Raw genomic sequence first — 13217 nt, 5'->3', positions numbered from 1 at the left:
CTCGGCACAGCAGGACCCGCTGAGGGCGGGTGGGTCGCCCGGCGCCGGGCGACCCACCCGCCGTTTCGCGTCACCCGGTTGGGGCTACCCGCCGGTAGTAGCGTGGAAGACCCCCTCCGCGAGGTCGTGGTCTGCGGAGCAGCGGCAATCCAACACGGAGGTCAGCGATGACCGCAGTGGATCCCGATCGGCACGTCGACGAGCGCACCGCGCGCAAGGTCGCGGAACAGGCCCGCGAGACCCGGTGGCGCCACCCCAGCTTCGGCCGCGAGCTCTTCCTCGGCCACTTCCGCCTCGACCTGATCCACCCCCACCCCAGCGGCTCGGCCGAGGACCGCGAGCGCGGCGAGACCTTCCTCGCCGCCCTGCGCGAGTTCTGCGAGCACTCCGTGGACGGCGCGGAGATCGAGCGCGACGCCCTCATCCCCGACCACGTGCTGACCGGCCTCAAGCAGCTCGGCGCGTTCGGCATGAAGATCAAGCGCGAGTACGGCGGCCTCGGCCTGTCCCAGGTCTACTACAACCGGGCGTTGATGATGGTCGGCTCGGTCAGCCCCGCGCTGGGCGCGATGCTGTCCGCGCACCAGTCCATCGGCGTGCCGCAGCCGCTGGCGATGTTCGGCACGGACGAGCAGAAGCGGGAGTACCTGCCCCGCTGCGCGACCGGCGAGATCAGCGCGTTCCTGCTCACCGAGCCGGACGTGGGCAGCGACCCGGCCCGCCTCGGCACCACGGCCACGCCCACCGACGACGGCTACGTGCTCGACGGCGTGAAGCTGTGGACGACCAACGGCGTGGTGGCCGACCTGCTGGTGGTGATGGCGCAGGTGCCGGGCAAGGGCATCAGCGCGTTCGTGGTCGAGGCCGACTCGCCCGGCATCACGGTGGAGAACCGCAACGAGTTCATGGGCCTGCGCGGCCTGGAGAACGGCGTCACCCGGTTCCACCAGGTCCACGTGCCCAGGGCCAACCTGATCGGCGAGGAGGGCGCGGGCCTGAAGATCGCGCTCACCACGCTCAACACCGGCCGGCTGTCGTTGCCCGCCCTGTGCGCGGGCGCGGCGAAGTGGAGCCTGAAGATCGCCCGCGAGTGGTCGGCGCACCGCGTGCAGTGGGGCCGGCCGATCGGCGAGCACGAGGCCATCGCGGGCAAGATCGCCTTCATCGCGGCCACCGCCTACGCGCTGGAGGCCGTGCTCGACCTGTCCAGCGAGCTGGCCGACGCGGGCGGGCACGACATCCGCATCGAGGCGGCGCTGGCCAAGCTCTACGGCTCGGAGATGGCCTGGCTGGTCGCGGACGAGCTCGTGCAGCTGCGCGGGGGGCGCGGCTACGAGACCGCGGCGTCCCTGGCGGCCCGCGGCGAACGCGGCGTGCCCGCCGAGCAGGTGCTGCGCGACCTGCGGATCAACCGGATCTTCGAGGGCTCGACCGAGATCATGCACCTGCTCATCGCACGGGAGGCGGTGGACGCCCACCTGGCCGTCGCCGGTGACTTCATCGACCCGGAGGCCGACACCAAGCGCAAGGCGCAGGCGCTGGCCAAGGCGGGCGGGTTCTACGCCAAGTGGCTGCCGACGCTGGTGGTCGGCAAGGGCCAGGTGCCGCGCGCCTACGCCGAGTTCGGGCCGCTGGCCGGTCACCTGCGGTTCGTCGAGCGGTCGAGCCGCAAGCTGGCCAGGCAGACGTTCTACGCGATGTCGCGCTGGCAGGGCCGGCTGGAGCGCAAGCAGCGGTTCCTGGCGCGGGTCGTGGACATCGGCGCGGAGCTGTTCGCCATCAGCGCGGCGTGCGTGAAGGCGGTGGCGGACGGCGACCGGGCGGTCGAGGTGGCGGACGCGTTCGCCGCGCAGGCGCGGGTGCGGGTGGACGAGCTGTTCGACCGGTTGTGGCGCAACTGCGACGACTCGGACGCGAGGCTGGCCCGGCACGTCCTGGACGGCCGGTTCACCTGGCTGGAGGAAGGGGTGCTGGACCCGTCCGGCCCGGGACCGTGGATCGCGGACTCGGCGCACCGGGCGTCCACCGCGAAGAACGTCCACCGCTCGACATAGTTACACGGGGCAGGTGTTTGCGGGCGCGGCACCTGCCCCGTGGCACGGTCGAAAGGGGACCACGTCCCCCGTACTCCCCTTTCGACTCCCCTAACTAGCGGAAGGAACAAACACACCCTCCAGGAGGAGGTTCCGTTCACGCTACGTCGTTACTGGCGAGTTGAGACCTACGACTTTCGAGTGAATCAGCAGGTGAGAGTCACTCGACTACTCTCAGAGAGTCACACTGCCGCGACGGTCGAAACCGAGCTCGCGCGCCGACCGCAACCCGATCGCGATGGCGCCGCTGAGCACCGCGCCGTCACCCAGCTCGCCCGCCACGATCCGCGGCACGAGCGGCGTCATCCGCCGCAGCGCGGCCTCCACCGGCTCCTGCAGCAGGTCGGTGTTGCTGCCGATGCCGCCGCCGAGCACCACCAGCTCGGGGTCGATCACCGCCACCACCGACGCCACCACGAACGCCAGCCGCTCCGCCTCGTCGCGCACCGCGAGCAACGCCCGTCCGTCACCGGCCCTCGCCGCCGCGAACACCTCCCGCGCCGACCGCGCCGCCAGCCCGCGCCGCTTCGCCAGCGCCACCACGGATTCCGCCGCCGCGGCGGCCTCGACCTGACCGCGCTGCCGTCCGTCCTCCTCGGACTGACCCGTGTAGGGCAGGTAGCCGACCTCGCCCGCCGCGCCGTGCGCGCCGCGGAACAGCCGGCCGTCCACCACGATCCCCATGCCGATCCCGGTGCCGACGGTGAGGCACACGAACACGTCGACGTCGCGTGCCACCCCGTAGGCCTGCTCGCCGACGGCGGCCAGGTTCGCGTCGTTCTCCACGACCAGGCCCGCGCCCAGCTCGGCCTCCAGGTCGTCCAGCAGGCCCGGCCGTTCCCAGCCGGGCAGGTTCGGCGCGTGGCGCAGGGTCCGGTCGCGCGGATCGGGCACGCCGGGCGTGCCGACGACCTTCACCACCAGGTCGGCCGGCGACAGCCCGGCGTCGGACGCCGTCCGCTCGGCCAGCTCCCGCACCGTGCGGACCAGGGCCGTCGCCGAACGGCACCGGTTGCGCTCGTCGGACCGCGCGATCACCGAACCGGCCAGGTCCGCCACCGCCACCCGGATCCGCTGCCTGCCGATGTCGACGCCGAGCACGTGCCCCGCCGCGGGGTTGGGCTCGTAGACCACGGCCGACCGGCCCGGTCCCGCCGACGTGCGGCCGATGGGGCGCACCAGGCCGTGCTGCTCCAGGTCGAGCAACGCCTGGCCGACGGTCGGCTTCGACAGGCCGGTGTCCTTGGCGAGCTGCGGCCTCGTCGCCGGACCGCCGTCGCGCAGACGGTCGAGCACCGCGCGCTGGTTGAGCACGCGCATCCCCGCGGGGGTGCCCACCTGGGGCGGGTTCGGGGCCGTCACGGTGAGTGAGTGTAGATCGGGTGGAGCAGCATCCGGACAGGCTTGCGGACAAGTTGCGCGGCCGCCCTTGACAACGATGTCAGCTCCCCCTTTGCTTCGCTGAAGATCGGGTCGGTATGGGCGAAGGGCGTGCGCAATGGGGCACATGCGGGGCAGGAGATCGCTGGTGGTCGTCTCGACCATCGCACTGGCGCTGGGGAGCGTGGGAGGCTGGACCTCCGCGACCGCCGCACCGGGGGAGCCAACCGTGAGCGAGACGCTCTTCGCCACCTCGTTCGAGGACGGGCAGCCGCTGCCGACCTGGACGAGCACCGTGGAGACCGGCCCGGACGGCAAGGAGAAGACGTCGGGCGTCGACGGCTCCGACTCCACCGGCATCCCCGGCAACGTCACCGACCGCGTGGTCGACGTCGTGGCCAACTCCGAGAACTCCGGCGCCGGCGAGGTCGCGGCCAACCTGGTCGACGCCAACGTGGCGTCGAAGTGGCTCACCTTCACGCCGACCGGCTGGGCGCGGTTCACCTTCACCGAGCCCGTCGCGGTCAAGCGCTACGCGATGTCGTCGGCCAACGACGCGCCCGAGCGCGACCCGAAGGACTGGACGCTGCGCGGCTCCCACGACGGCACGACGTGGACCCCGGTCGACGCGCGCACCGGCGAGACGTTCGCCGAGCGGTTCCAGACCAAGGTCTACGACCTCGCCAACACCGATGCGTTCAAGCACTACCAGCTCGACATCTCGGCGACCGCCGGCGGCGTGAACCTCATCCAGCTGGCCGAGGTGCAGTTCTCCGACGGCTCCACCACCCCACCCGCGAAGAACATGCGCACCACCGTGGGCAAGGGGGCCAACGGCGGGTACAACGCCAAGGCGGGCGCCGGGTTCACCGGCGTGAAGGCGCTGCGGTACCAGGGCACGCACCGCGTCGAGGGCCGCGGGTACTCGTACAACAAGGTCTTCGACGTCGACATCCCGGTCACGTCGACCACCGAGCTGTCGTACCTGATCTTCCCGTCGTTCACCACGGACGACCTGAACTACCCGGCCACGTTCGTCTCGCTCGACCTCGCGTTCGCCGACGGCACCTACCTCAGCGACCTCGGCGCGCGCGACCAGCACGGGTTCGAGCTGTCACCGCGCGGCCAGGGCGCGGCGAAGTCGCTCTACACCAACCAGTGGAACCGGATCGCCTCCGTCATCGGAGCGGTGGCCGCGGGCAAGACGATCAAGCGGATCCTGGTGGCCTACGACAACCCGAAGGGACCGGCCGGGTTCAACGGCTGGGTCGACGACATCGAGGTGAGGTCCGCGCCGGTCGTGGTCGAACGGCCGCGCCCGTCCGACTGGGTGCTGACCACCCGCGGCACGAACTCCAGCGGCTCGTTCTCGCGGGGCAACAACTTCCCCGCCACCGCGGTGCCGCACGGCTTCAACTTCTGGTCGCCCATGACCAACGCGGGCTCGATCAGCTGGCTGTACGAGTACGCGAAGAACAACAACCGGGACAACCTGCCGACGTTGCAGGCGTTCACCGCGAGCCACGAGCCCAGCCCGTGGATGGGTGACCGGCAGACGTTCCAGGTGATGCCGACCGTCGGCACGCCGACCGCCGACCGGGCCGAGCGCGCGCTGCCGTTCAAGCACGAGAACGAGATCGCCAAGGCGCACTACTACGGCGTGCGGTTCGAGAACGGGATGCGCACCGAGATCGCGCCGACCGACCACGCCGCGCTGTTCCGCTTCACGTTCGTGGACGACACCTCGAACCTGGTGTTCGACAACGTCAACAACAGCGGCGGGCTCACGCTCGACCCGGCGACCGGCGTGGTGACGGGCTTCTCCGACGTCAAGAGCGGCCTGTCGACCGGCGCGACGCGGCTGTTCGTGTACGGCGTGGTGGACAAGCCGGTCAAGTCCAGCGGTCGGCTGACCGGCGCGGGCCGCGACGACGTGGCGGGCTTCTTCCAGTTCGACACCTCCGGCGACAAGACCGTGACGATGAAGATCGCCACGTCGTTGCTGGGCGTCGACCAGGCGAAGCGCAACCTGGAGCTGGAGGTGTCCGCCTCGGACACGTTCGACTCGGTGCGCGACCGGGCGCAGCAGGCGTGGGACCGCGTGCTGGGCGTGGTCGAGGTGGAAGGCGCGTCGGAGGACCAGCTGACCACGCTGTACTCCAACCTCTACCGGCTCTACCTCTACCCGAACTCGGGCTTCGAGAACACCGGCACCGCCGACGCGCCCAAGTACCAGTACGCGTCGCCCGTGCAGCCCGCCGGGCCGTCCACGCCCACGAAGACCGGCGCGAAGGTCGTGGACGGCAAGGTCTACGTCAACAACGGGTTCTGGGACACCTACCGGACCACGTGGCCCGCGTACAGCCTGTTGACGCCCGGCAAGGCGGCCGAGCTGGCCGACGGGTTCGTGCAGCAGTACCGGGACGGCGGGTGGATCTCGCGCTGGTCCTCGCCCGGTTACGCGAACCTGATGACCGGCACGAGCTCCGACGTGGCGTTCGCGGACGCGTTCGTGAAGGGGGTTCCGCTACCCGACGCCAAGGCCGCCTACGACGCGGCGGTGAAGAACGCGACGGTCGCGCCGCCGAACGCGGGCGTCGGCCGCAAGGGCCTGGACACCTCGATCTTCACCGGCTACACGTCCACCGCCACCGGCGAGGGCATGTCGTGGGCGATCGAGGGCTACGTCAACGACTACGGCATCGCGAACATGGCGAAGGCGCTGCACGAGAAGACCGGCGACGCGCAGTACCTGGCGTCGCACGAGTACTTCTCGAACCGGGCGCAGAACTACATCCACATGTTCGACCCGTCGACGGGCTTCTTCCAGGGCCGCAACCCCGACGGCACGTGGCGCGTGCCCACCGACGAGTACGACCCGCGCGAGTGGGGCCACGACTACACCGAGACCGACGGCTGGAACATGGCGTTCTCGGTGCCGCACGACGGGCAGGGCCTGGCGAACCTGTACGGCGGCCGGGACGGGTTGGCGAAGAAGCTCGACGAGTTCTTCGCCACGCCGGAGACGGCGAAGTTCCCCGGCTCGTACGGCGGCGTGATCCACGAGATGACCGAGGCGCGCGACGTGCGGATGGGGCAGCTGGGCCACTCCAACCAGGTGTCGCACCACATCACGTACATGTACGACTACGCCGGTCAGCCGTGGAAGACGCAGGAGAAGGTGCGCGAGATCCTGTCCCGGCTCTACCTGGGCAGCGAGATCGGCCAGGGCTACCCCGGCGACGAGGACAACGGCGAGCAGTCGGCGTGGTGGCTGTTCAGCGCGATGGGCTTCTACCCGCTGCAGATGGGCAACGCCTCGTACGCGATCGGGTCGCCGCTGTTCAAGAAGATGACCGTGCGGCTGGACAACGGGCGCTCGCTCGTGATCAACGCGCCGGCCAACTCCGCGGAGAACATCTACGTGCGGTCGTTGAAGGTCAACGGGAAGAAGTGGGACAAGTCGCACCTGCCGCACGCGGAGATCGCGAACGGTGGCGTGCTGGACTTCGAGATGGGGTCGTCGCCGTCGCGCTGGGCCACGGGTCCGGACGCCGCGCCGCCGTCGTTGACCACGGGTTCCTCGGCTCCCGCTCCCCTGCGGGACGTGACGCCGTCGGGGACGGTGACCGGGGCGCCCGCGTCGTTGGTGGACAACACCTCGCAGACGTCCGGCGCGCTGTCGTGGTTGCAGGTGGACCTGCCCTCGAAGAAGGAGGACGCGACGTTCTACACGTTGACGTCGGGCAAGGGTGCGGGTGACCCGACCTCGTGGGTGCTGAAGGGCTCGTACGACGGGACGAACTGGACGACGGTGGACGAGCGGTCCGGTGAGGCGTTCGCGTGGCGGCAGCAGACGCGGGCGTTCAAGATCGCGCGACCGGGGCACTACCGGCACTACCGGCTGGAGTTCCCGGCCTCGGTGACGCTGGCGGAGTTCGAGCTGCTGGCCAAGCCGTTCGTGACGTGCTCGGTGACCGGTGAGCACGTCGGGGCGTTGCGCGTGGAGTCGGGCGTGACGTGCGTGGACGGCGCCACCGTGACCGGTCCGGTGACGGTGGCGGCGGGCGCGTCGCTGTACGTGTTCGGCGGGCGGGTCGACGGTCCGGTGAACGCCACCGGCGCGGCGGCGGTCGTGCTGGTGGAGACGTCGGTCGGCGGGCCGGTGAACGTGACCGGGACGACCGGCCGGGTGTCACTGGAACGGGTGTCCGTCGGTGGGCCCGTGCGGCTGGTGGACAACAAGGGCGGCACGGTCGTCGCGGGCAACACCGTCGGCGGGCCGCTGTCGTGCACCGGGAGCAACCCCGAACCGGTGAACAACGGATGGGTGAACTCGGCGAGCGGGCCCAAGACGGGTCAGTGCGCCGGGCTGTAGGTCCTCGAGGGTCACCAGGAGATTTCGCGGCACCTGCGCGCGGAATCTCCTGGTTCGACCTGGAGCGTGGCGTGCTCGATGTGGTAGCGCTCGGCCAGCAGCGCCTGCGCGGCGCGCAGCACGTCGGCCGGGTCCACGTGGTCGCGGGTGGTGAGGTGCGCGGAGGCGACCTCCATGCCCGACGTGAGCGTCCAGACGTGCAGGTCGTGCGCCTCGGCCACGCCGGGCAGGCGGCTCAGGTCGGCCTGCACCTCGGCGACGTCCAGGCGTTCCGGGGCGTGCTGGAAGAGGATCCGCAGCGCGCTCGCGGCCAGCTTGTACGTGCGCGGTAGGACGAACAGGCCGATCGCGACACCCATGACCGGGTCGGCGTAGCGCCAGCCGAAGACCAGCGTGACGACGCCGCTGACGAGCACGCCGACCGACCCGATGAGGTCGGCCAGGACTTCCAGGTACGCGCCGCGGACGTTGATGCTGTCCTTCGCGCCCTGCCGGAGCAGGAAGAACGAGACGACGTTGGCCGCGAGGCCCGCGGTGGCGGCCAGCACGACGGGCAGGCCGGGCACCTCGGGCGGGTTGCCGAACCGCCCCACGGCTTCGTACACGACGTAACCGGCCACGCCGAACAGCAGCACGGCGTTGGCCAGCGCGGCCAGCACCTCGGCCCGGTAGAGGCCGAACGTGCGGCTGCCGCCCGTTCGCGCGCGGCGGGCCAGCACGATGGCGGCCAGCGCCAGCCCGACGCCCAGCACGTCGGTGAGCATGTGGGCCGCGTCGGAGATCAGGGCCAGCGAGCCGGTGGCGATGCCGACGACGAACTCCAGCACCATGAACGCCGCGCCGATACCGAAGGCGAGCCACAGCCGGCCGAGGTGCTTGGCGCTCCCCGACGACACACCGTGGCCGTGTCCGTGACCCATGAGCGGAACATATAGTCACATGCGCATGAGTGCAACTCGAGTGTCAGGGGCGCCACAACCGGCCCAAGGCGCGGACCAGGTCGGGTGCGATCCGGTTGCCCAGGTGCGCCGCTCTCGCTTCCACCGTGACGGGTACCACCGATCTGCCGCTGTCCACCGCCTTGAGCACCTCGGCGGCGACCCTCTCCGGCCCGAAGCCGCGCCGCCGGTAGGCCTTCGTCGCCTTCTGACGCTGTTCGTCCTGCTCAGCCGGGGTCGAGCCGGCGAACGTGAACGTCTTGGTGATGTCGGTGTCGACGATGCCGGGGCAGATCGCGGTGACGTTGACGCCGTGGTCGCGCAGCTCGGCGTCCAGGCACTGGGCGAGCATCAGGACGGCGGCCTTCGTGGTGGAGTAGGCGGACAGCGCGGCGGTCGGGAAGTAGCCCGCGGCGGACGCCGTGACGACGAGGGTGCCGCCTTCACCCCGGTCGACCATCCGCGGCGCGAAGGCCCTCAGCGTGTGCACGACGCCCCAGAGGTTGACGTCCACGACCCGCCGCCAGTCCTCCTCCGACGTGCGGAGGAACGACCCGGCCAGCCCGATGCCGGCGTTCGCCATCACCACGTCGGGCACACCGTGCCGTGCCTCGACCTCCTCCGCCACCGCCCTCACCGCGGCCGGATCCGCCACGTCGACCCGGTACGCGTGCCCGCCGACCAGCTCGGCCGTCTCCCGGGCCTTCCCGTCGTCGACGTCGAGCACGACCACCTCGGCGCCCTGTCGCCCGAAGGCCACGGCCGTGGCCCTGCCGATCCCGCTCCCCGCCCCCGTGATGACCACGAGCCGCCTCCGCCGCTTGCCGTCGACGGCGTCCGCGATGTGCCGTGCGACCAGCTCCGGGTGCGTCCGCGGCGCCCAGTGCCCGGCATGGATCCTGCTCCGCGTGAGGTGCTCGACCCAGGGCTCCGCCGCCTCCAGGTGCTCCCGCCGCACGTACGGGTCCTTGGTCAACTCGATCTGGTGAACCCGCACCGAGACCTTCTCCGGCTTCCGCCCCTGGCCCACGTTGGCCCGGTACATCCCCAACCCGTTGACCAACTCCCGCCGTCCCGCCCGCAACCACTTCCGGACCGCGGGCACCCGCCACACCAGCTCCGCCGCACCGGGCACCTTGAACCCGGCGATGTACCAGGACTTCCCCAGCACCCTCGCCACCTTGACCGGCCGCAGGCGATTGCGCCTGACCCAGTCGCCGAGGTGCCCCAGATCCGGCCCGGAGATGCTGGTGAACGACAGGAACAACTCGGGCCGAGCCGCAACCGCCGCCCAACCCTGCAAGGACCCCCAGTCGTGCCCGACGAGGTGAACCGGCCCACCCACCGCCCCCACCACCGCCACGAGATCCTCGACCAGCCGCTCCAGCCGGTACCCCTGGCTCCCACCCCCGCGCGGCGCGTCCGACCCCCCAGCCCCCCTCACGTCGTACCGAACCACCCAGAACCGCTTCTCGAGCTCCCGCACCACCCCGTCCCACACCGCGGACGTGTCGGGGAACCCGTGCGCCAACACCACGGGAACCGCCCCGGCCACCCCACCCTGCGACACCCGAATCCGCAGGTCACCGTTCCGAACCACGCCCTCGCGCCCCGACTCCACAACCGAAGAGGGTAGGGGGTGAAACCAACCGTCCGCAGTACGCTAAGCTTCCACCCGTAGCTGCGGCCCCCGTAGCTCAGGGGATAGAGCACCGCCCTCCGGAGGCGGGAGCGCAGGTTCGAATCCTGCCGGGGGCACATCGCTTGAACAGCACGAAAAGGCCCTTGACCAGCGCGAAGCGGTCAAGGGCCTTACTCGTGCAGGCACGTGGCGCAGATCTCGAGCAGCATCTCGACCGAGTGTCCCGCCCACTCCGCGACCGTCACCGCGGGCACTCGCCGTTGAGCCACGCCGCCGCGTGCCGCAGGTCGTAGGGCGTGCCTGCCAGGGGTGTCGAACCTGTCCCACACCGATCGCGGCACCCCCTCCCGAGGCGGTACGTACCGGCACACCGCAGCACTTGAACCAAGGCGGTGCTGCTGTCCCCTTGTCTCCCCCTGTCCCGACCCCGTCGAACACCGCCCTCCCGAGGTGGTTCTTTGTCAAGCGCTTACGCTGTCGTCATAGTCGACGGATCCGATCTCGAAAGTTGTACCCGGTGGATGAATTACAACCAGTCTGGAACTTCTCGAAGACCGCATGGATTACTGCATGGCCTTTCATCGTGCAATACCGCTCGGAACTCATCGCACTGCTAGCACTTGTCGTGTCGATCATGGCGGCGCGAATCGCTTGGCGCAACGCCCGGGCAGCCGAGACCCAGGCGAAAGCAGCTACCATTCAGGCCGACGCCGCCCTTGACCAGTCACGTGAGGCACAGAACAACTCTTCCCTATCTCGCAACGCCTACGAGGTACAGGCCCTGGAGGCAGCTAGGGCGCGAATCGACCAAGCGTCTCCTCGCGTCGTCGTCACACTCAACCTGCTGAGTGAAAGCCCCACCGTTACCGAAGGTTGGATCAACGAACCCCCGATACCGCATCCACCGATCCACTCGCGGGGCAAGCTCACGCTTGACTACATGAAACACCGGCACGACTACATATACTTCGTCTTGCAAGGAATGCTGTACAACGAAGGCGATCGGGTTGCGCGCGTGCAAGTAGGCGGCTTGGCCGAAGGACCCGTTTTCTACGCAGATTCACACCCCGTCGCCGGCAACAAAGATGTGGCCGTACCCTACAAATCGGACGTCGAGCACACCTACCTTCTGGAACCGGGCCAGACGGCCCTGTTCGAAATACGCCCCGTCAAGTCCATCTGGGACCTACTCGACACAGCGGAAGACAAACACCCCTATCCTCTCATATCTCGCGACTTCTTCCGGTTTCGCCCGGGAAGCTTGAATGAACCCGAGCTCTACGTCACCATTACGACACGGGTGGACAATCCCGTCCGACAGTCGTCCACGGACGACCAATGGAATACCCCGATCAAAATTGATGACCGATGCCACGTATTCGTAGACGTGCAGCGGGAGTTGCACTATCCAAAAAACTTCGACTACGTGCACGCCGAACTGCAGGACGACCAGGACAAGTTGCGACAGATGCAGCTAATGGATCAAATTATTGCTTCTTACAAGGAGAGGGATGGCACAGAATAGAGCTCTCGCAGAGCCGCGTTCAGGAGGCTCCAACAGCTGGGGCCAAGTGCGTTGAGGCCACGCTCGCTTGACCAAGTGCCTCGCGGGAAGAAGATCACTTCACTGTTCACGCTGGTAGAGGGCGCGGCACATCCTCTTGGCAGACCGCACTCCGGAGGGGAGTGCAGGTTCGAACCCTGCCGGGGGCACCACCGTTCACCAGCACCAAAGGCCCTTGACCAGTGCGAAGCGGTCACGGGGCCTTACTCGTCCGGCGGGTCAGATCGGGAAGCGGCCGCGACGCCATTGCCAGTGGTGGCCGGCCTTCAGGTGGTCGACGATCGCGCGTTGGAGCGCGGTGCGGCGGGGTAGTTGGTCGAGCGGGGTGGTCAGGGTGCGGAATGCGAAGCGCAGCACCTCGACGTCGGCGTCCAGTCCTTCCGGCTCCTCGTAGGGCTCCAGTTCGAACCTCCGCTGGAACCGGACGATGTTGGAGTGCTCCGGCAGGTACTCCCGCAGCTGCGGGTCGAGCAGCCACGAACCGCAGGCGAACGCCGTGAAGCGCTCGTCGGGGAAGTGGCGCGGGAAGAACGCGCGGGCCTCGTCGAGCGACGCCGCGACCGCCTCCGGGGTCATCGGCCCCGACTCGGGGACGTGCAGGTCGATGGTGCCGTCACCGCGCTGGTGCTGCAGCCGGCCCAGCTCGTAGACGCTGCCGCGCGCGTGCAGCGTCAGCCAGCTCTGCATGACCGGCCAGCCCTCGCCGCGCATCCGCCGGTCGATCGCGAGGTTCCGGCCCAGGTCCGCGAGGGTCGCCCACGAGACGGCGTCGGCGATGCCGTGGTCGCGGTGGTAGCCCCGGACGACGTCGGCCAGGGCCAGGTACGCGTACACGTAGAGGTGCCGCCAGGCGAGGCCGCGGTCGCGCGGCAACTCCGGACCGGGCGGCAGCCAGCCGTGGCCCCCGAGATCGGCGCGCACCAGGGCGATCGAGCGGTCGAGCAGCCAGCGCAGCTCCGGGGTCCACAGTGGAGAGCCGGGGTCGGGCCAGCCGGCCATGATCTCGGCGGCGTCGTCCGGCCGCACGGCGAGCCGGTCGAGGATCGCGGGCGCGTCCGCCTTGGCGGGCAGCGGAGCCGACGGCAGGTCGCCGGCGAGCCGGTGCACGCGATCGACGTCCTCGACGGCGACCCCGAGTCGGGCGGCGGTGTCGTCCAGATCCACGCCGACGATCCTACCGACCGGTCGAGTCCGAGGACATGGAGAAGCGGTCGTCCCGGCA

Annotated in this window: 7 protein-coding genes and 1 tRNA gene; 4 read left to right on the top strand and 4 right to left on the bottom strand. The window is 69.8% G+C overall.

Features of this window, described 5'->3' with window-relative positions; translation table 11 throughout:
- The first annotated feature begins 167 nt into the window (after window positions 1–167).
- Window positions 168–2054 (top strand): acyl-CoA dehydrogenase family protein, encoded by a 1887-nt coding sequence (locus AB0H12_RS36450; RefSeq protein ID WP_499629092.1) that lies wholly within the window; start codon window positions 168–170, stop codon window positions 2052–2054.
- 213 nt (window positions 2055–2267) lie between these two features.
- On the opposite strand, the gene AB0H12_RS36445 is transcribed toward AB0H12_RS36450, so the two are convergent.
- A complete protein-coding gene (locus AB0H12_RS36445) occupies window positions 2268–3413 on the bottom strand; it encodes an ROK family transcriptional regulator (protein ID WP_499629098.1) in 1146 nt (381 codons plus the stop codon).
- A gap of 178 nt (window positions 3414–3591) precedes the next feature.
- On the opposite strand from AB0H12_RS36445, the gene AB0H12_RS36440 reads away from it, so the two are divergent.
- The gene (locus AB0H12_RS36440; protein WP_499629090.1) at window positions 3592–7851 is read left to right on the top strand and encodes a GH92 family glycosyl hydrolase; all 4260 of its coding nucleotides are present in this window, start codon (window positions 3592–3594) and stop codon (window positions 7849–7851) included.
- An 11-nt stretch (window positions 7852–7862) separates the two neighbouring features.
- On the opposite strand, the gene AB0H12_RS36435 is transcribed toward AB0H12_RS36440, so the two are convergent.
- A complete protein-coding gene (locus tag AB0H12_RS36435; RefSeq protein WP_499629087.1) occupies window positions 7863–8771 on the bottom strand; it encodes a cation diffusion facilitator family transporter in 909 nt (302 codons plus the stop codon).
- A gap of 43 nt (window positions 8772–8814) precedes the next feature.
- Window positions 8815–10344 carry an SDR family oxidoreductase gene (locus tag AB0H12_RS36430; protein WP_499629085.1) on the bottom strand — a complete coding sequence of 510 codons (1530 nt, stop codon included), beginning with the start codon at window positions 10342–10344 and terminating at the stop codon, window positions 8815–8817.
- 131 nt (window positions 10345–10475) lie between these two features.
- Here AB0H12_RS36430 and AB0H12_RS36425 point away from each other — a divergent pair.
- Together AB0H12_RS36425 and AB0H12_RS36420 are read left to right on the top strand one after the other, a co-directional pair.
- Window positions 10476–10547, top strand: a tRNA-Arg gene (locus tag AB0H12_RS36425).
- A gap of 401 nt (window positions 10548–10948) precedes the next feature.
- A complete protein-coding gene (locus tag AB0H12_RS36420) occupies window positions 10949–11956 on the top strand; it encodes a hypothetical protein (RefSeq protein ID WP_499629084.1) in 1008 nt (335 codons plus the stop codon).
- 258 nt (window positions 11957–12214) lie between these two features.
- Here the strand turns inward: AB0H12_RS36420 and AB0H12_RS36415 are convergent, their stop codons facing one another.
- Window positions 12215–13159: an acyltransferase domain-containing protein gene (locus AB0H12_RS36415; RefSeq protein ID WP_499629082.1), complete on the bottom strand. Its 945-nt coding sequence runs from the start codon at window positions 13157–13159 to the stop codon at window positions 12215–12217.
- Between the last annotated feature and the right edge of the window lie 58 nt (window positions 13160–13217).

The sequence above is a fragment of the Actinosynnema sp. NPDC023794 genome, assembly GCF_040639675.1.
GTDB classification, from domain to species: domain Bacteria; phylum Actinomycetota; class Actinomycetes; order Mycobacteriales; family Pseudonocardiaceae; genus Actinosynnema; species Actinosynnema luteola.
The sequence above is the reverse complement of the archived record's forward strand: the minus strand, read 5'-3'. Positions and strand labels throughout refer to the sequence as shown.

What these genes read in the sequence shown, in the direction of transcription:
- AB0H12_RS36435 (WP_499629087.1), bottom strand. Translation starts at nt 8,771, where the DNA reads ATGGGTCACGGACACGGCCACGGTGTGTCGTCGGGGAGCGCCAAGCAC.
- AB0H12_RS36445 (WP_499629098.1), bottom strand. Translation starts at nt 3,413, where the DNA reads ATGCGCGTGCTCAACCAGCGCGCGGTGCTCGACCGTCTGCGCGACGGC.
- AB0H12_RS36450 (WP_499629092.1), top strand. Translation starts at nt 168, where the DNA reads ATGACCGCAGTGGATCCCGATCGGCACGTCGACGAGCGCACCGCGCGC.
- AB0H12_RS36440 (WP_499629090.1), top strand. Translation starts at nt 3,592, where the DNA reads ATGGGGCACATGCGGGGCAGGAGATCGCTGGTGGTCGTCTCGACCATC.